This window comes from Chelativorans sp. M5D2P16, from assembly GCF_034427935.1.
In the GTDB taxonomy this organism is placed as follows: domain Bacteria; phylum Pseudomonadota; class Alphaproteobacteria; order Rhizobiales; family Rhizobiaceae; genus Chelativorans.
Genome location: NZ_JAXQNM010000008.1, coordinates 14,296 through 32,227 on the forward strand (window position 1 = coordinate 14,296; position 17,932 = coordinate 32,227).

A 17,932-nucleotide genomic window follows, 5' to 3' on the forward strand; every position below is an offset into this window, starting at 1 on the left:
GAAGTGATCCGGCGGCCGGCCGGACGGATCGGCCTCATTTCTGCCCATGTTCGGCCTATCGCGTGGTGTGGAGAAATCGTCGCGCAGAACCGCCTGAATATGCCGTATTTCTTTGCTCCCGACTGCTGGATGATTACATAGGTGGACAAACCCTCTGGATCGTCTGGGCGGAAGAGCTCGTTAAGGGCATGGGGGTATCGTGCGTTTTCGAGGCGCCGGTCGCCGGTGCAAGGTATAGTTCTGTCGAATGCTGTTCAAACGCAGGAAAAGCGCGGATTGGTGGGAGCGTGCGCGGACACTGGTGTGGCCCCGGCGCTCATTCTGGCGCTCGACGCAGTATTTCGCGAAACGCACGCTGAGGCTGCGTGCGACACCGCATGCGATCGCCGCAGGGATAGCCGCGGGTGCCTTCGCTTCCTTGACGCCTTTCCTCGGGTTCCACTTCCTGATTGCCGCCGGCCTTGCCTGGCTCATCGGTGGCAATCTGATCGCCTCGGCCATCGGCACGGCGGTCGGCAATCCGCTAACCTTCCCCTTCATCTGGGGCGCTACATACAAGCTGGGCCAGCTTATCCTCTACGGCCGACATCCGGGCGACGTGGCGCCTATGCATCTCGGACACTTTCTGTGGCACATGGAGTTCACCAAGCTCTGGCAACCGTTTCTCAAGCCCATGGCCATCGGAGCGCTCCCGCTGGGGCTGGTGGTGGCGCTGATCTTTTATGTCCTGACGCGCTGGTCGGTGATTGCCTTCCGAGAGCAGCGCAGAAAGCGCCTTGCGGAGAGGGCGCGCCGTCGCGCCTCGGCGCAATCCGTCAACGCCAACGTCACGGCAGGCTGATGATCATAGGACTGGGCAGCGACCTGATCGACATCAGGCGCATCGAGAAAACCCTTGCCCGCCACGGCGAGCGGTTCACCCTGCGCGTCTTCACCGAGGTCGAGCGCGTCAAGTCGGACCGTCGCCACGCGCGCGCGGCATCCTATGCAAAACGCTTCGCCGCCAAGGAAGCCTGTGCGAAAGCACTGGGCACGGGACTGTCGCGCGGTGTCTTCTGGCGCGATATGGGAGTGGTGAATTTGCCGGGCGGGAAGCCCACCATGGAACTCACCGGTGGCGCGGCCAGGCGGCTGGAGGCTCTCATGCCGCAAGGCTTCAAGGCGCATATCCATGTGACCATCACCGATGATTACCCCCTTGCGCAGGCTTTCGTCATCATCGAGGCGGTAGAGCATCTATGATGAAGCGAGGGGAGACGGCGCAGATCTGCCGCATTGCGACGCTCGGTGTGAGCCGATAAGACGAAGCGCGAGAATGGGTCGCCAACCTGCCGGCCCGCGACACGAACCGAGGACGACATGAGCGTGGCCGATAAATCTCAGAAGAAATCAGGCGGGCTTGGCGAGACGATCAGCGTCATCGTCCAGGCTTTGCTCCTGGCGCTTGTCATTCGCACACTTTTCTTTCAGCCCTTTTCCATTCCCTCGGGTTCGATGCGGCCGACGCTTCTGGAAGGCGACTATCTGTTCGTTACCAAATGGGCCTACGGTTACTCGCGCCACTCGCTGCCCTTCTCACCGCCGATCTTCTCCGGGCGCCTCTGGGGATCCGAGCCGGAGCGGGGCGATGTGGTGGTGTTCAAGTTCCCGCCCAATCCCTCGCTCGACTACATCAAGCGCGTCATCGGCCTACCGGGCGACCGGATTCAGGTGCGCGAGGGCCAGCTCTACATCAACGATGAGCCGGTTACGCGTGAACTCGTGGGCCAGATCGATAACCCCGATGTTACCGAGATGTCGCGGCCCGTCGACGTCTATCGCGAGACGCTTCCGAACGGCGTCTCCTACGATACGCTCGACCTGTCGCCCAATTCCATCGGCGACGACACGCGTGAATTCGTCGTCCCGGAAGGTCATTATTTCATGATGGGCGACAACCGCGACAATTCCACCGACAGCCGCTTCAATGTCGGCTTCGTGCCGGCGGAGAACCTCGTCGGCCGTGCCAACATCATCTTCTTCTCGATTGCCGGCGGCTACAGCCCGCTGGAGATCTGGGAATGGCCGTCGGAGCTGCGCCCGTCACGCTTCTTCACCTGGGTCGATTGACGGCAGCGTCATGGCAGGCAAGCGATTGACGGGAGAGCTACTGGCGCAAGCCGTGCATCAGCGTATCGGCATCGCCTTCGGGGACGTCGCTCTCCTGGAAAGCGCGCTGACCCACTCCAGCGCGCGGGCCGGGGCGGACTATCAGCGGCTCGAGTTTCTCGGCGATCGCGTCCTGGGCCTTGTGATCGCCGATCTGCTCTACGAGACCTTCCCCGAGGCGTCCGAGGGAGAGCTTTCGGTGCGCCTCAACGCACTCGTGAACGCAGAGACACTTGCCGAGATCACCGACGAGCTGGGGTTGTCGGATCTCATCCTCACCGGCAGCGACGTCCGTTCGCTGGCGGCACGGAAACAGGTCAACATGCGCGCCGACGTGATGGAGGCACTCATCGCCGTGGTATATCTCGAAGGCGGCCTCGATGCGGCGCGCGGCTTCATCCGCGCCCATTGGACCGAACGGTCGAAAGCGGCGGGTGCGGCGCGCAGCGATCCCAAGACGGCGCTGCAGGAATGGGCGCACCAGGTCTCCGGCGCGACGCCGGAATATCGGGTGGAGGGCAGGGACGGTCCTGACCACGATCCCGTCTTCACCGTCGCCGTACACATCGGCGGCTTCACGGAAGGCCGCGGGCGCGGACGTTCCAAGCGCGAGGCGGAACAGGCGGCCGCGACCGAGGTTCTGGTGCGCGAAGGCGTTTGGCAACCGCTGAACGAGACATCATCATGAGCAAGGCCGCCGAAGGGCCGGAAAACGGCAATGACCGCACGCATTCCGGCTTCGTCGCGCTGATCGGCGCCACCAACGCGGGTAAGTCGACCCTGCTCAACCGGCTGGTCGGCGCCAAGGTGTCCATCGTCACCCATAAGGTGCAGACCACTCGAGCACTCGTGCGGGGCATCGCCATTCATCGCAACGCGCAGATCGTCTTCGTCGATACGCCCGGCATCTTCCGCCCGCGCCGCCGCCTCGACCGCGCCATGGTGACGACGGCCTGGGGTGGTGCAAGGGATGCCGACATCATCGCCGTCATCATCGACGCCGAACGTGGCATCAAAGGCGATTCGGAGGCCATCCTGGAAGGTCTCGCCGGCGTGCGACAGCCAAAGGTGCTGATCCTGAACAAGATCGACCGCGTGAAGCGCGAGTCGCTTCTGGCCCTGGCCGACGAGGCCAACAAGCGCGCCACCTTCGAGCGCACCTTCATGATCTCCGCGCTGACCGGCTCAGGTTGTGACGATCTCCTCGACCATCTTGCCGGAAGCCTGCCGGAAGGGCCCTGGTACTATCCCGAGGATCAGATCTCCGACCTGCCCATGCGCCAGCTCGCGGCCGAGATCACGCGCGAAAAGCTCTATCTCAGGCTGCATCAGGAGCTTCCCTACTCCACCCATGTCGAGACCGAGAAATGGGAGGAGCGGAAGAACGGCTCGGTGCGCATCGAGCAGGTGATCTATGTCGAGCGCGAAAGCCAGAAGAAGATCGTGCTCGGCCGCAAGGGCGCGGCGATCCGCGCCATCGGCCAGGCGGCACGCGAGGATCTGGCGCAGATTCTTGAGCAGCCGGTGCACCTGTTCCTGTTCGTCAAGGTGCGCGAGAACTGGAGCGACGACCCAGAGCGCTACCGCGAGATGGGGCTTGAATTCCCGCATTGACAGGTCGAAAACCGTTCCATGGAATGGCGTGACGAAGGCATCATCCTCGGCACTCGCCGGCATGGCGAGACGAGCGTCATACTGGAGGTGATGACACGCGCCCACGGCAGACACCTGGGCTTGGTGCGCGGCGGGCGGGCGCGCCGCATGCAGCCGGTTCTCCAGCCCGGCAACCGGGCGGACCTCGTCTGGCGCGCCAGACTGGACGAGCATCTGGGCATGTTCCAGGTCGAGCCGCTCGAACTGAATGCCGCGCGTCTCTTCGCTTCAGGCATCGCCATTTACGGTATCCAGACGCTTGCCGCCCATCTGCGCCTTCTGCCCGAGCGCGATCCGCATCCGGGCCTGTTCGAGATGCTCTCCGTCGTCACTGGCCATCTGGAGGATCCGGCCATGGCCGGCCCGCTGCTGGCTCGCTATGAGCTGGCGGTGCTGGAGGAACTGGGCTTCGGACTCGATCTTGCGCAATGTGCGCTGACGGGAAACCGCCGGGATCTCGCCTATGTCTCGCCGAAGACGGGCAGGGCGGTCACGCGGGAAGCAGGCGAGCCGTGGGCCGACAGGCTTTTGCCCCTGCCGGCCTTTCTCCAACCCGAAGGCGGCGGGGCGGACGACACCGAGGCGCTTGCCCAGGCTTTTGCGCTCACCGGCTTTTTCCTGCACCGCCACGTCTACGAGCCGCGAGGGCTCACCGAGCCCGAGGCGCGGGGCGGGTTCGTTGCCGCGGTGAAGCGCGGCCTTTCCGGCAGGCAGACGCATGCCGGAGAAAGCGCCTGACGAGGACGAGAGACGCGGGGCTGTTGAGCCCCGCGACGAAAGCGCACCGTCGCGCCTCAGGACGTCGCGATCTTGCCGCCGCCCTGCTTGGTCACGACGACGACCGATGGCCGCACCGGGAGGGTTTCGTCGAAGTCCGGCCAGCGCGTGGCGGGATCTTCGAAGGTCGCCGCACCTTCCTCACCCGGATGCTGCACCGCCAGGAACAGCGTCTCGGCGTCCGGCGTGAAGTAGGGGCCGCACATCTCGGCACCGACCGGCACGCGGAAGAACAGCTTGGACGTGCCCCGTGCCTCGCCTTCCGTTTCCATGGCCCAAAGCCCGTCCGTGCGGCCGGTCTTGTCGCGGCTGTTGCCGTCGGTGGAGATCCAGAGCCGTCCATCCGCGTCGACGGCGGCATTGTCGGGCATGCCGAACCAGCCGTTTTCGCTGGTGGCCGGCGAGAATGTCGCGCCCACTTCCGCCACGGAAGGATCGCCGCACTTGACGAGAACCTCCCAACTCGACCTAGTGGAGGCGAAATCGCCGTCGGTCTCGGTGATCTCGATGATATGCCCGAACGCATTCTCCGCCCGCGGATTGGCCGCGCTCACATCGTCTTCCGTGCGCTTGGTGTTGTTGGTCAGCATCACGTAGACCTTGCCCGTCGTCGGATTGGGCTGAACGTCCTCGGGCCGGTCCATCTTGGTAGCGCCGAGAAGGTCGGCGGCGCGCCGGGTCTCGATCAGAACGTCGGCCTGGCTCTCGAACCCGTTTTCCGCCGTCAGCGGCCCCTCGCCATGGACGAGCGGCATCCATTCCACGGTGCCGTCCTCGTCGAAACGGGCCACGTAGAGCGTGCCATCGTCGAGGAGGTCCGCATTGGCTGCGCGGTCGTCCGGATTGAAGGTGCCGGCGGTGACGAATTTGTAGACATAGTCGAAGCGCTCGTCGTCGCCCGAATAGCCCACCACGCGTCCGTCACCGTTGACCACCGTTTCGCAGCCTTCGTGCTTGAAACGGCCGAGCGCGGTGCGCTTTTTCGGCACGGCGTTCGGATCCATCGGGTCGACCTCGACGATCCAGCCGAAGCGGTTGGCCTCGTTCGGCTCCTTGGAGATGTCAAAGCGGTCGTGGAAGGCGGCCCATTCATACCAGCCGCCGGGCACCCCGATGCGCTGATAGTTTTCCGTCTCGCGGTGACCTTCCGGCAATTCACTACCGAAATAGCCGTGGAAGTTCTCCTCCGCCAGCAGATAGGTGCCCCAGGGGGTGAGGCCGCCGGCGCAATTGTTGAGAGTGCCGAACACCTTGGTGCCGGAAGGATCGGCATTGGTCTTCACCCGGTCGTGGCCGGCCACCGGCCCGGAAAGACTGGTCTCCGTCTCGCCGGTGATGCGGCGGTTGTACTGGCTGTCGAGCGCCGGCTGCCACTTGCCGTCCACCTTGCGGATCTCGATGATGGTGCCGCCGTGGGCGGCGATCTCGATGTCGACCAGTTCCTTGGTGTATTCACCGAGTTTCACCTCGCCGTCCTCGACGGTGGCGAAGTTCGGGAACATCAGCTCCGCATTGGTGTACTCGTGATTGACCACAAGAATGCCGCGGTCGTCGGCGCCCTCGATCGGGATGAAGCCGATGTAGTCGTTGTTGTAGCCGAACTGACGAGCCTGTTTTTCCGCCGTCTGGTTCTGAGGATCGAACTCCGGCGAATCGGCGAAGACCTTGTCACCCCAGCGCAGGAGAACGTCCGCGTCGTAGCCTTCCGCGACGTGGTGCGTCTCGTCCACGCCGGCTTCCACCTCGGTGAAATTGAAGCTTGACGGGGTCGCGGCCTCGGCCTCGCGCGCGGCGAGAAGCGCCATCGGGCTGACCGTCGCGCCGATCGCCGCCACGGCGAGAGAACCGCCGAGGAAGCCGCGCCGGGAATAACGGCGGTTGATGATGTCGCCCATGGTTGGGTTGGCGCTGCGGTTGCGCCCGACATCTTCCGATTCTTCGCGGATATGCGCCGGCGATTTGATTCCCTTGGGATCGACGTGGTCGTTCATGCCTGCCTCCTGGTGGGTACTTGTACGAGGCAGGCTAAACCAAATCGCTGTTGCAGTCTGATGACAGAATTGCGGCGCCCGCTATTCCGCCGCCGCAAGGGCGGGTCTGTCCACGGGCTTCTCCTGAATCGGCCAATGGACGATCGCCGCGAAGATGCCGAGGGCCACTCCGAGCCACCATACCGCGTCGTAGGAGCCGAAGCGGTCATAGAGATAACCGCCGAGCCAGACTCCAAGGAACGAGCCGACCTGGTGCGAGAAAAACACGATGCCGCCCAGCATGCCGAGATAGCGGGTGCCGAACATGACGGCCACCAGTGCGTTGGTTGGCGGCACGGTCGACAGCCACAAGAGCCCCATCACGATGGCGAAGACGATCACGCTGGTCGGCGTCTGCGGCAGGAGGAGGAAGGCCGTGACGGCGATCGAACGCCCCACATAGATGAGCGCCAGAAACGTGGCCTTGGGATAGCGCTGTCCGATGAAGCCGGAAGCGAGCGAGCCGATGATGTTGAAGAAGCCGATCAGCGCCAGCGCGATCACCGCGTAGCGCGCGTCGATGCCGATATCGCCGAGATAGGCGGGGAAGTGTGCGGTGATGAAGGCCACCTGAAAGCCGCAGACGAAGAAGCCGGAGACGAGCAGCACGAAGCTGCGGTGGGCGAACGCCTCGCGCAGGGCCCCGCCGAAGGTCTGCTCGAATTCGGCCTGGCGCACCTTGCCGCTCTTGGCGTTGCCGACGAGCGGGATCGCCAGCACCGGCACGATCAGCATGGCGATGCCGAGATAGACCAGCGTGTCCGACCAGCCATAGGCGTCGATCAGCCCCTGGCTGATCGGCGCGAAAAGGAACATGCCGGCAGAACCCGCCGCCGTGCCGATGCCGAAGACGAGGCTGCGGCTTTCCTCCGGTACGTTGCGCGCGAAAGCCGCCAGCACGATCGAGAAGGAGCCCGCCGCCACGCCGAGCCCGACCAGCACGCCGCCGCCGATATGCAGCATCGCCGGGCTGTCGGCTGTAGCCATCAGGATGAGACCCGCCGCGTAGATGAGGCCGGAAAGAGCAAGCACGCGCCAGGTCCCGAACCGGTCGGCAATGGCGCCGAAGACCGGCTGGCCGACCCCCCATAGAAGGTTCTGGATGGCCATCGCCAGGCCGAAGGTCGTGCGGTCCCAGCCCGTTTCCTGCAGCATGGGAAGCTGGAAGAAGCCCATGGCCGAACGGGGGCCGAAGGTCATGGCGGCGATGATGCAGCCGCTGACGACGATGAGCCAGGGAAAGGGTGCGCTGGCGGCGCGGGCGGGCGCAGTTTCGGCCATGGGTATGTCCTCGCGATGATGGGAAGAAAATAGCCGAATCTTTGGATAATTGAAGCGAATTGGAATGCCTGTTTCATTCAATAATTTTGATGATTCAGCTTGGCGCCCTTATCCACTCTGCCTCGGGTAGGGGGCAGGGAAGGGTGTTGCCCTGGCAGGTCGAAGGTCTGCCCGGGTTCATTCGGACGCCACGGATGAAGCGTGGCCTTCATTGGGTTCGCCCGAAATGACGCGTTCGGCGCTGCGAATCCTCATGCCTTGCCGTCCAGGATGGATTTTGCCTGTCAGGACACAATCGTCGGATTGCCGCCGCGTCTTGCCGGCTCGGGCAGATCCGAGGGCAGAAAGTGGATGTCGCGCTGGGGGAAGGGGATGGAGATGCCCTTTGCATCGAACGCCTGCTTCGCAGCCTTGGTGAGATCGAACCGCGTCGGCCAGAAGTCCGTCGTCGCGGTCCAGTAACGCAGCGTCACCACGACGGCGCTGTCGCCGAGCCGCTCGACGAAGGTTTCCACTTCCGGCACCGCAAGGATCCGCTTGTCGTTCGTGGCCAGTTCCATCAGGGTCTGCTGCGCAAGTTCAATGTCGTCGCTGTAGCTGATGCCGATTTCCAGATCGTAGCGGCGGATCGCGTTGCGCGAATAGTTGGTGACCGCCTTGTTCCACAGCTCACTGTTCGGCGCCAGGACGTAAAGTCCGTCGACCGTCTTCATTTCCGTGGCGAAAAGCCCGATTTCCTCGATCGTTCCGGCGATCCCGCCGGCGTCCACATATTCTCCCACCCGGAAGGGCTTGAGGACCAGAAGCATGATGCCGGCCGCGATGTTCTGCAGCGTTCCTTGCAGCGCCAGTCCCACGGCAAGGCCCACCGCGCCGAGGGCGGCGATGATGCTGGCGGTTTGCACCCCGAACTGCGCCAGGACCGTGACACCCACCAGCACCAGGACGACATACCGAACGATCTTCGACAGAAAGCGCCGCAACGTCTCGTCGAAGGAGGGGAACCGGCCCAGTGCGCTGCTGGCCCAGCGCTCCAGTGCCCCGGCCACGATGTAGCCGGCCACGATGAGGATGACGGCACCCAGAATCGAGAAGGCATAGGTGACGGCGAACTGGCTGATTTCAAACAGTATTGCTTCCGCTGTCGTCATCATTTCCGCCGTCGTCGCCATTACCTATTCGCTTGTCAGTTCCATGTCGCGAGCATCTCCCTCGGCCATGGCACCTGCAGCCGAGATAGTCCCGCAGAGGCAGGCCATCAGCCCGCTCCGGCCGATTTCAGGCGGTTTGCATGCGCGTGAACGTCTGACGCCCGTAGGTCGGCCCAGCCCGCAAGCTTAGGTGAGAGAAACGAACAAAGTGTTGATCCCCCGGCGCGAATTTCCGCTGCACGCCGTCCACTGTAATGATATGAAATCGGCATGATATCGGGGTGAACTTTGTCCTCATGAGTGCCGACATTCGTCCGGCCCGCATCACTGATCTGGATGCGCTTTCGTCGATCGAGAACGCCGTTTTCGAGACCGACCGCCTGTCCCGTCGTTCCTTTCGCCGGCTGCTGAAAAGCGGCACGGTTTCGCTGATCGTCGCCACCCGGCAGGATGCGCCCGCCGGCTATGCGCTGGTGCTCTACCGCAAGGGCGGCAGGACGGCGCGCCTCTATTCGCTGGCGATTGCACCGGCGTACAGATCCTTCGGCTATGGCCGCCTGCTTCTCGATGCGGCGGAGAAGGCGGCATCGGCGCGCGGATATCGCGCTCTGCGCCTGGAGGTGCGGGAAGACAATGGGCGTGCGATCGAGCTTTACGATCGCGCCGGATATCGCCGCAGGGAGAGGGTTCCAGATTATTATCAGGACGGAGCGGCGGCGCTGCGTTTCGAAAAAAGCCTGGGAGAGCAGAGCGACACATGAGCTGGGTCATTCTCACCGGAAGGCAGGGCGATCTGGACCAGGCGGCCACCCCGCACAAGGTCATCACCAGCCGCGACTATCTCGCGCACCCGGCGCTGTTTCGCGGGCAGCGGCCGAAGGTCATCAACCTGTCCAACAGCTACGCCTATCAAAGCCGCGGCTATTATGCCTCGCTGCTTGCCAGCTCGCGCGGGCACAAGGTGATCCCGTCCGTGGAGACCATGATCGATCTGTCGGCGCGAAAGCTTTACGAGAATGCGCTTCCCGAACTCGAGCAGGCGCTCAACCGCTGCCGCAAGGAGATCGGCGGCGCATTTCCGCCCGTCGTGTCGATCTTCTTCGGCATCGGCCCGAACAAGGCCTGGGACCGCTTCGCCCGGCTTCTCTTCGACTGGTTCCGCGCGCCGACGCTCGAGGTGGCGATCGCCGAGGGGGAATGGGCGACGATCCGCAGGATCGGCTTCCTGCCGCTCGCCCGGATGAAGGCCGAGGAGAAGAGCCGCTTCATCGCCGGCCTGGAGGCCTATACCAGTCGCCAATGGCGCGACAGGAAGACCCGCGCGCCGGCCCGCTACACCTTCGCCACGCTCATCGATCCGCAGGAGGAGCTGCCGCCCTCCACGGTCGGCTCGCTCAGGCACTGGTCGCGCATTGCGGAGAAAATGGGCGTGGAGGTCGAGCCCATCAGCCGGAAGGACCTGCCCAGACTCGCCAACTACGATGCGCTCTTCATCCGCGAGACGACCTCCATTTCCAACCATACCTACCGCTTCGCACGCCGTGCGGAGCAGGAAGGCATGCCGGTCATCGACGATCCCTTGTCGATGATCCGCTGCACCAACAAGGTCTATCTCAACGAGTTGATGCTCTTTAACCGGGTGCCGGTCCCTCCGACGGTCATGATCACCGGACCCGGCGATCTGGAGCGGGCGGCCGACACGCTGGGCTTTCCGCTGGTTCTGAAGATCCCCGACAGCGCCTTCTCGCGCGGCGTCAAGAAGGCGGAGAACCTCGCCGAGCTCAAGGCACTCGCCACGCGCTGGCTGGAGGGTTCGGATCTCCTGATCGCGCAGAAGTTTCTGCCCACAGAGTTCGACTGGCGCATCGGCGTCCTGGGCGGCGAGCCGCTGTTCGCGGTCCAGTACCTCATGGCCAAGAAGCACTGGCAGATCGTCAATCATGAACGCCGGGGCAAACCCGACGAGGGCGGCTTTCGCGCCTTCACCCTGCAGGAGGCGCCGTTGGAGGTGGTCGACATCGCCGTGCGCGCGGCACGCTGCATCGGTGACGGGCTCTACGGCGTCGACCTCAAGGAAACCGCCGACGGCATCTATGTGATCGAGGTCAACGACAACCCCAATCTCGACCATGGCTGCGAGGATTCGGGTGAAAGGGATGAGGTCTGGCGCCGGCTCACCCGCTGGTTCGTCGATCGCCTGGAGCGCCAGGGGCGGTGAAAACGTATCTGTACCTTTATTACGTGTGAGTCGGCTTGCGCCTATCGCTGCGGCCTTGGGGATGAGGAATAAGTAAAGCGCTCACCCCGCCCTGGCGCGCAGCTTCTCCAGTACATGAAAGCGGGCGAGGAACGCGCGTTGCGCGCGCCGTGCCGGCTGCGGCGCCAGTTCCAGCGCCTCGGGTGGAAAGCCGCGCGGACGGCCGAAGAAGCGCGCGGCCTCGCCGTCCTTGAAACCGGCAAGCCGCGTCGCCTCGAAAAAGGCGGCGATGCGGTCGGCCCGCTTGATCGCCTTGAAGAGCTTCGCCGGCGTTTCGGGCGGCAGGGCGAAGCGCAGGTGAATGGCCCGCTGCAGTCGCTGCTCAACGGATTTGTAGTCATCGCCCAGCGTCGCCTTGAAGGGCGAGATCATGTCGCCGATGACATATTCCGGCGCATCATGCAGCAATGCCGCCATCGACCAATCGGGCCCGGCATCGCCGTTCAGACGCCGGAAGATCTCCTCGACCAGCAGCGAGTGCTGCGCCACGGAGAAGGCATGGTCGCCCTCCGTCTGCCCGTTCCAGCGCGCCACCCGCGCCAGCCCGTGGGCGATATCGGTGATTTCAATGTCGAGCGGAGACGGGTCGAGAAGGTCGAGCCGCCGTCCCGAGAGCATGCGCTGCCAGGCGCGCGCTGCGCCCGCGGGTTCCACCGCCATCAGGCCGGACCCGACTCGTCTGTCCCGTCGAGCGAAAAGCCCGCATAGGCCGGCACCCTGAGCGTCACCGGCACCGTGCCGGCCAGCACCTGCGTCCCTGCCTGCCGCGCCTCCGCCGCGCGGTCGATGCGAACGATGGCGAGCCCGTCGGCGCCCTGCACCGTGCCGAGCTTGCCGAGGGGGCGCCCCTCCGCGGTCAATTCCCCGCCGGGAGCGGGCAGGGGATCCTCGCCGCGCACGATCACCAGCCGCCGCCGTGCCGTGCCGCGGTGGTGCATGCGCGAGACGACCTCCTGGCCGACATAGCATCCCTTGCGCAGCCCCACACCGCCGTTCTGGTCGAGGAGCACGTCATGAGGAAAGGCCTCGCCCAGCGCGTAGTCACTGCCGCTCTCCGCCACGCCGTGGGCAATCCGCAGCCGCTCCCAGTCCTCCAGCGAAGCTTCCGCCTGCATTTCACCCCCCTGGTGGCGACGGACATTCACCGTTTCAGGAAAACGGCAATCGCGGATGCCGCCTGAATCGGTGTGTGAACTGGCTGAATCACTTTCCCAGGAAACAAGGACAGGCTCTTGTTCCTGAAGTGAGACATCCGCCTTGGCGCGAAGCTTGTAAAGCATGAGGCGTTTGAGGAAATCCTGCGCTGTCTCGCTACTGCATTCCAGCAGGAAGCCGTCGCTGCCGGTTCGGGAAATGAGGAAATCAAAGAGGATCTTGCCTTGCGGCGTCAACAGCGCGCCGGGCCGGGCCTCGTCCGTGCCAAGGACGGTGAGATCCGGGGTGAGGATGTTCTGAAGGAAGGACTCCGCCTCCGGTCCGGCGACGCGGATGACGGCACGATCGGCAATCTGAACTGTGGGCATGGGCAGCGGGTTCCGGTCGACTACGCTTGCGGTCCGAGCAAAGACATTACGCTCTAGGTAAGCTGGAGCAGTCCGGCCGGCAACCCCATGTGCGGCGGCGGCCTGCCGGTTCCTTGGGAGCACGAGCCCCTCAGTCCCCGGCGACGAAAAACTGCCAGCGCCCGTCGGGCGTGATGGCCGCGCGATAGAAGATGTAGGCGCCGAAATCCTTCATGTCCTCGTAGTCGCCCGCCGTCACCACCGTGAACAGCTCGACCCGCTGCCGGGAAGTCAGGGAATCAAGCGGCAGGGCGAAGAAATAGGGCCAGACATACAGCTCGTAATCCGTGCCGGCATTGAGCCGCACGAAGCCCGATTCCAGAACCTCAAGCAGAATGGCGAGGATCTCCTGGCCTTCCTCGTCGCCGGAGATCTCGCGCAGAAATTCGATCGGGTCGCCTTCCAGCGGGCCGAGCGACAGGCGCGTGGCCTCCGCGCCGCTGCCCAGATATGGGCGAAGCTGCTCCAGATCGCCGCTGCGGCAGGCCTCGATGATGCGCGCGCGCATGCGCCGCACCGGCTCCGGCAAGCGGTCGAGATCGTAGATAACCTCCGGAAGAGCCTTGTCGAGGCGCGTATCCGGCCGCGCCGCATCGCCGCGCTGCCGCTCGCCCGGCTCGGGCGCTGCCTCGTCGGGTTCGGTGAGGGGGGTGGTCTCCACGGTGGTATCGTAATCTGGCCGGTATTCGGGCAGATCATCGCTGAGCGCGTGTGCTGCGGGCGCGGAAGCCAGAACGCCGGACAGCATCGCCGTGGCGGCACCGGCTGCAAAAAAGCCGGCGCGGGCCGAAAGAACGGATCGCAGACGCGTTTCCATGAGATCCCCTTCGCGTTGGTCGCCGGGCTGGGGCGGCATCAGCCTGCCCGCCCAGTGATAGCAGAGAAGGGGGCGATCTCAATGACAGGTGCGGTGGGCGACGAAGTCTCCCGCCAGAACCCGCTCGCGCATGTGTTCCAGAAGCGACACGAGAGCGTCCTCGCCCCCGTTCTTCCCCAATTCCGTCAGCGCGGTGGCGAGCGCCGCTTCGGCGATGATTTCCGGCTCGATGCCGGCCCACAGTCCTTCCGCCCAGGCGGCACTGTGGCACTCTGCACAGGTCGAACGCTTCTCTTCCTCGATCTGCGCTTCGATGTCGGCGACAGTCATATGCATGTCAACTCCACCCGTTGCCAGCGCCGCTGGTGACATTCGGCGCCAGGTCCCACATTGTCCCCCGCCGACGATGTAACACGGCGAATGGGGCGACGCAGGGGCTCTGCCGTGGGCAGGGTTAACCGGAGGTGAATCGGACCGTTCTAATTGCCGTAACGCATGACGATCTCGCTCGCCAGCGTCTCTCCCTCCTGCATGTAGCGGTCGATCGCCCGCATCGCCGAGTCGGTGCATGTCGTGTAGACGGCCGCAAACGAGCGGTACCCGTGATTGAAGCGCGCCACCAGCCGGGCCCGGCGCTCGGGCGAGGGTTCCTCGGCTTTCAGGAGGGCCTCCATCTGTGCCCGCCAGCCGCCGTTCTCCTCCCCGCACAGCGTGCGCAGGAAATGGACGGACCCCAGCACCTCCGCCAGGCGCAGAAGCTGCGCATCGTAACGCGCCTCGTTTGCGCCGGTCGGGTGAAGGGACGCGGAAAGTACCAGCAGCACGGCACAAAGGAAGCTCGGAAGCGCTCTCATGACTCCTTTGTGGCGGGCAAATCCTTCCTCTGCAAGCCTTCGGCGGCAATCTCCTCGGCGAGCGCGAGGGTGCTTGCGGTGATGGGCAGTTCACGCATTTCCTCTATCGTGTACCAGCCGGCATGGACGGCATCGTCGCCGGCAATAAGCGCGCCGCTCACCTCCGGCACACGGAACACCTTCAGCCGATAGCGCTTGCCGCCATTCCCGCCAAGGCGCATCTCCCGCACCGGCATGATTTGACCTGCGCTCAGGCCGGTTTCTTCCATCAGTTCGCGCCGCGCCGCCTGCTCGTCGTTTTCCCCCGCTTCGACCCGGCCGCCGGGAAAGGCGAAGAGCCCGTCCGCGGGAGCGCGGCCGCGCAGGACCAGAAGGAATCGGCCGCCGCGGACGGCCACCACCGAAACGGCGTGGATATCGTGCTCCGGCATGTTTGCATCCCCTGAACCGGCCTTTACCTTACCGCCTGTTCGCGGCGTGGCAACGCCGTCTCGTCCAACGTGACCGGGGACTGGAAAAGATGTGCGGACGATTTGCGCTGACGGCCCGGCCGGCGGAGGTTGAATCGGCCTTCGGTGTGGCCGAGGTCGAGGATTTTCCGCCGCGCTACAACATCGCGCCCACCCAGGCGATCCTGACGATCACTGGGGGCGTGCCGCGCGCGCCGGGTGCCAACCTGCCGGACCGCAAGGCCATGCTGGTGCGCTGGGGGTTCATCCCCGCCTGGGCGAAGAACCCCGGCGACCTTCCGCTTCTCATCAATGCGCGATCGGAGACGGCGGCGGAAAAAGCCGCCTTCCGCGCCGCCATGCGCCACCGGCGGGCACTGGTGCCGGCTACGGGTTTTTATGAGTGGCGGCGCCAGGGCAGGGCGCGTGCCCAGCCCTTTTGGGTACGCCCGCGCCACGGCGGCGTCATCGCCTTCGCCGGGCTGACGGAGACCTGGTGCGAGCCCGGCGGCAGCGAAATCGATACCGGCGCCATCCTGACCACGGCGGCGAGCCCGGATCTTGCGGACATCCACCACCGCATGCCGGTGGTCATCCAGCCCGAGAACATCGCGCGCTGGCTCGACTGCCTGCACCACGAGCCCCGCATGGTGGCGGATCTATTGGCGCCGCCCGAACCGGGCTTCTTCGAAGCCGTTCCCGTTTCGGAAAAGGTCAACAAGGTCGCCAATGCCGGCCCGGAAATCCAGGAGCCGGCGGATCCCGCAGCCAAACCTGTGGTGGACAATGGGCCGGCGGGGCAACTGCAGCTATTCTGAACCGAAGAGCAGCAATCCGCCCGCGCGCTTCGTCACTGGGCGCCGCGCCGGTTGATCGGTCGGCAATGGTCGGGCTCGGCGGCCTCAGGCGTCCTCGCGTGCCAGGGAGAGGCGCGCGGGCTCGTCCTTCTTCTTCGGCTTCTGGCACAAAAGCGCCGCGTTGATCGCCTTCGGGCCGACTTTGCGGTACTCGTCGACGAGCTGCTTCCGTTCCGGTTGCTGCTCGGGCTTGGCTTCTTCCTGCCTGGCGTTTTCCTGGGCCATGGTTCTTGCCTGCATTTATGCGGTCAGTTCCTTCCGCGCACTTGAGTGGGCGAATCGGACAAATTCATGTCTCAAACGCCTCAAGCCCGTGGCCGTTTCATAAATTTGCAGTAATAGGCTTAAAACTTTCTTCACGCTCGTCGACCGTTGGCCGTCGGCGCGGTTCGGCGCTTGACGGCGCCGTGCCTGAAAGCGATAAGGAGCCCATGAAAACGCTGTGCGCCATTATCGGCATTTGCATTATTGGCTAGCGCCTCCCGCTGGTCCGGTCGTTTTCGCTCTCTACTTCCCGACACGAAAAACGCCCTGGCCAGCAGGCCGGGCGGCATTCGCTGACGTTTCAAAACGACGGGATAGAGCATGTCTGAAGGTTTCGAGGGGTTGAGGATCTATAATACGCTGACGCGTCGGAAGGAGGACTTCGTTCCGCTCGATGCCGATCATGTGCGCATGTATGTCTGCGGCCCCACCGTTTACGACTTCGCCCATATCGGCAATGCGCGCCCGGTGATCGTCTTCGACGTGCTGTTCCGCCTGCTGCGCCATCTCTATGGCGTCGATCACGTCACCTATGTGCGCAACATCACCGACGTGGACGACAAGATCAACGCCCGTGCCCTGCGCGACTACGGCGCCGAGGTCGAGGCCGGCCGGCTCTCGCTCAACGACGCCATCCGCCACGTTACGGAGAAGACGGGCCGGCAGTTCCACGCCGACGTGGCCGCGCTCGGCTGCCTGCCGCCGACGGTGGAGCCGCGCGCGACGGAGTTCGTGCTGCCGCGCGCGGACGGCAAGACCGACATGGTCTCCCTGATTCAACGTCTCATCGACCGCGGCCATGCTTATGAAGCAAAAGGCGAAATCCTGTTCGACACGGCCTCCATGCCAGACTATGGCGGGCTCTCGCGGCGCCGGCTCGAAGACCAGCAGGCCGGTGCCCGTGTCGCCGTCGAGGCGCACAAGAAAAACCCGGCCGATTTTGTCCTCTGGAAGCAATCCTCGGTGGAGGAGCCCGGCTGGGAGGCCACGTTCACCGTTGACGGAAAGCCGCTGACGATTCGCGGCCGCCCCGGCTGGCATATCGAGTGCTCCGCCATGTCGGCCGCCTATCTCGGCGAGGTCTTCGATATCCACGGCGGTGGCATCGACCTGGTCTTCCCGCATCACGAGAACGAAATCGCCCAATCGCGCTGCGCCCACGGCACGCCGACCATGGCCGGCTATTGGATGCACAACGGTTTCGTGCAGGTGGAAGGCCGTAAGATGGCGAAGTCGGAGGGCAACTTCGTCACCATTCACGACCTGCTGGAGACGGAGAATTTCGGCGGCCGCAGGTGGCCGGGCGAGGTGCTGCGGCTTGCCATGCTGATGACCCATTATCGCGATCCGCTCGACTTCTCCCAGCGCAAACTGGAAGAGGCCGAGGCGGTGCTCGACGGCTGGTACCGCGCGGTGGGGGAGGCGGAAGCCGCGGGGGTTACCTGCTCCGACACGCTCTCAGCCCTGCTCGACGATCTGAACACGACCGGAGCCATCATGGCGCTCCACGACCTGCGTGCCGAGGCCTCGAAAGGGGGTGCCGGCGCCAAGGCGGCTTTCAAGGCGAGCGCGCGTCTGCTGGGCCTGCTGGACAAGACCGAGGACGAATGGTTCTCCGCCAAGGCCGCAAGCGCTGCCGTCGACGAAGCCGCGGTCGAAGCCCGCATCGCTTCCCGCCTCGCCTTCATTCGCGAAAAGAATTTCGCCGAGGCCGACCGCATCCGGGCGGAGCTTTCCGCCCAGCGCGTACAGCTGATGGACTATAAGGATTCCGAGACGGGTGAGCGCCGGACGCGGTGGGAGGTGAAGCGGTAGACAGCAAAGAGGAGATG

General features: G+C 64.5%; 20 protein-coding genes. 10 read left to right on the forward strand and 10 right to left on the reverse strand.

Annotation, left to right across the window (positions count from 1 at the left end):
• Positions 1-247 precede the first annotated feature (247 nt).
• The 6 genes from SIN08_RS03015 (at position 248) to recO (ending at position 4,539) form a co-directional block, all read left to right on the forward strand.
• A complete protein-coding gene (locus tag SIN08_RS03015; protein ID WP_322450033.1) occupies positions 248-841 on the forward strand; it encodes a DUF2062 domain-containing protein in 594 nt (197 codons plus the stop codon).
• Positions 841-1,242 carry a holo-ACP synthase gene (gene acpS, locus SIN08_RS03020; RefSeq protein WP_322450034.1) on the forward strand — a complete coding sequence of 134 codons (402 nt, stop codon included), beginning with the start codon at positions 841-843 and terminating at the stop codon, positions 1,240-1,242. The genes SIN08_RS03015 and acpS overlap by 1 nt, the downstream gene beginning before the upstream one ends.
• 117 nt (positions 1,243-1,359) lie before the next feature.
• On the forward strand, positions 1,360-2,109 hold the full coding sequence (gene lepB / locus SIN08_RS03025) for a signal peptidase I (RefSeq protein WP_322450035.1): 750 nt from the start codon (positions 1,360-1,362) through the stop codon (positions 2,107-2,109).
• A gap of 10 nt (positions 2,110-2,119) precedes the next feature.
• Entirely contained in the window at positions 2,120-2,836 is a 717-nt protein-coding gene (gene rnc / locus SIN08_RS03030; protein WP_322450036.1) for a ribonuclease III, read from the forward strand.
• Positions 2,833-3,762 carry a GTPase Era gene (gene era, locus SIN08_RS03035; protein ID WP_322450037.1) on the forward strand — a complete coding sequence of 310 codons (930 nt, stop codon included), beginning with the start codon at positions 2,833-2,835 and terminating at the stop codon, positions 3,760-3,762. The genes rnc and era overlap by 4 nt, the downstream gene beginning before the upstream one ends.
• 18 nt (positions 3,763-3,780) lie before the next feature.
• Positions 3,781-4,539, forward strand: coding sequence for a DNA repair protein RecO (gene recO / locus SIN08_RS03040; protein ID WP_322450038.1), 759 nt, complete (start codon positions 3,781-3,783; stop codon positions 4,537-4,539).
• Positions 4,540-4,595: 56 nt separating this feature from the next.
• Here recO and SIN08_RS03045 read toward each other — a convergent pair whose 3' ends face one another.
• The 3 genes from SIN08_RS03045 to SIN08_RS03055 form a co-directional block, all read right to left on the reverse strand.
• Positions 4,596-6,569 carry a PhoX family phosphatase gene (locus SIN08_RS03045; protein WP_322450039.1) on the reverse strand — a complete coding sequence of 658 codons (1,974 nt, stop codon included), beginning with the start codon at positions 6,567-6,569 and terminating at the stop codon, positions 4,596-4,598.
• Positions 6,570-6,650: 81 nt separating this feature from the next.
• Positions 6,651-7,889, reverse strand: a complete 1,239-nt coding sequence (locus SIN08_RS03050; RefSeq protein ID WP_322450040.1) for an MFS transporter — start codon at positions 7,887-7,889, stop codon at positions 6,651-6,653.
• A 284-nt stretch (positions 7,890-8,173) separates the two neighbouring features.
• Entirely contained in the window at positions 8,174-9,061 is an 888-nt protein-coding gene (locus SIN08_RS03055) for a mechanosensitive ion channel family protein (RefSeq protein ID WP_322450041.1), read from the reverse strand.
• Between the two features lie 275 nt (positions 9,062-9,336).
• Here SIN08_RS03055 and SIN08_RS03060 point away from each other — a divergent pair, with 275 nt between their 5' ends.
• Together SIN08_RS03060 and SIN08_RS03065 are read left to right on the forward strand one after the other, a co-directional pair.
• Entirely contained in the window at positions 9,337-9,801 is a 465-nt protein-coding gene (locus SIN08_RS03060) for an N-acetyltransferase (protein WP_322450043.1), read from the forward strand.
• Positions 9,798-11,258, forward strand: a complete 1,461-nt coding sequence (locus SIN08_RS03065) for a RimK family protein (protein WP_322450044.1) — start codon at positions 9,798-9,800, stop codon at positions 11,256-11,258. Before SIN08_RS03060 ends, SIN08_RS03065 begins: the two co-directional genes overlap by 4 nt.
• An 81-nt stretch (positions 11,259-11,339) precedes the next feature.
• On the opposite strand, the gene SIN08_RS03070 is transcribed toward SIN08_RS03065, so the two are convergent.
• The 6 genes from SIN08_RS03070 to SIN08_RS03095 form a co-directional block, all read right to left on the reverse strand.
• A complete protein-coding gene (locus SIN08_RS03070) occupies positions 11,340-11,957 on the reverse strand; it encodes an HD family hydrolase (protein ID WP_322450045.1) in 618 nt (205 codons plus the stop codon).
• Positions 11,957-12,820, reverse strand: coding sequence for a folate-binding protein YgfZ (locus tag SIN08_RS03075; RefSeq protein ID WP_322450046.1), 864 nt, complete (start codon positions 12,818-12,820; stop codon positions 11,957-11,959). The genes SIN08_RS03070 and SIN08_RS03075 overlap by 1 nt, the downstream gene beginning before the upstream one ends.
• Before the next feature lie 130 nt (positions 12,821-12,950).
• Complete coding sequence (locus SIN08_RS03080; protein WP_322450047.1) at positions 12,951-13,676, reverse strand: cytoplasmic protein; 726 nt, start codon at positions 13,674-13,676, stop codon at positions 12,951-12,953.
• A 78-nt stretch (positions 13,677-13,754) separates the two neighbouring features.
• On the reverse strand, positions 13,755-14,012 hold the full coding sequence (locus tag SIN08_RS03085; RefSeq protein ID WP_322450048.1) for a hypothetical protein: 258 nt from the start codon (positions 14,010-14,012) through the stop codon (positions 13,755-13,757).
• A 143-nt stretch (positions 14,013-14,155) separates the two neighbouring features.
• A complete protein-coding gene (locus tag SIN08_RS03090; protein ID WP_322450049.1) occupies positions 14,156-14,530 on the reverse strand; it encodes a TIGR02301 family protein in 375 nt (124 codons plus the stop codon).
• Positions 14,527-14,961, reverse strand: a complete 435-nt coding sequence (locus SIN08_RS03095) for an NUDIX hydrolase (protein WP_322450050.1) — start codon at positions 14,959-14,961, stop codon at positions 14,527-14,529. Before SIN08_RS03095 ends, SIN08_RS03090 begins: the two co-directional genes overlap by 4 nt.
• 89 nt (positions 14,962-15,050) lie before the next feature.
• Between SIN08_RS03095 and SIN08_RS03100 the strand changes: the two genes are divergently transcribed.
• A complete protein-coding gene (locus tag SIN08_RS03100) occupies positions 15,051-15,797 on the forward strand; it encodes an SOS response-associated peptidase (protein WP_322450051.1) in 747 nt (248 codons plus the stop codon).
• A gap of 84 nt (positions 15,798-15,881) precedes the next feature.
• Here the strand turns inward: SIN08_RS03100 and SIN08_RS03105 are convergent, their stop codons facing one another.
• The gene (locus tag SIN08_RS03105) at positions 15,882-16,076 is read right to left on the reverse strand and encodes a hypothetical protein (protein WP_322450052.1); all 195 of its coding nucleotides are present in this window, start codon (positions 16,074-16,076) and stop codon (positions 15,882-15,884) included.
• Between the two features lie 345 nt (positions 16,077-16,421).
• Between SIN08_RS03105 and cysS the strand changes: the two genes are divergently transcribed.
• Positions 16,422-17,915, forward strand: coding sequence for a cysteine--tRNA ligase (gene cysS, locus SIN08_RS03110; RefSeq protein WP_322450053.1), 1,494 nt, complete (start codon positions 16,422-16,424; stop codon positions 17,913-17,915).
• The last annotated feature ends 17 nt before the right edge of the window (positions 17,916-17,932 follow it).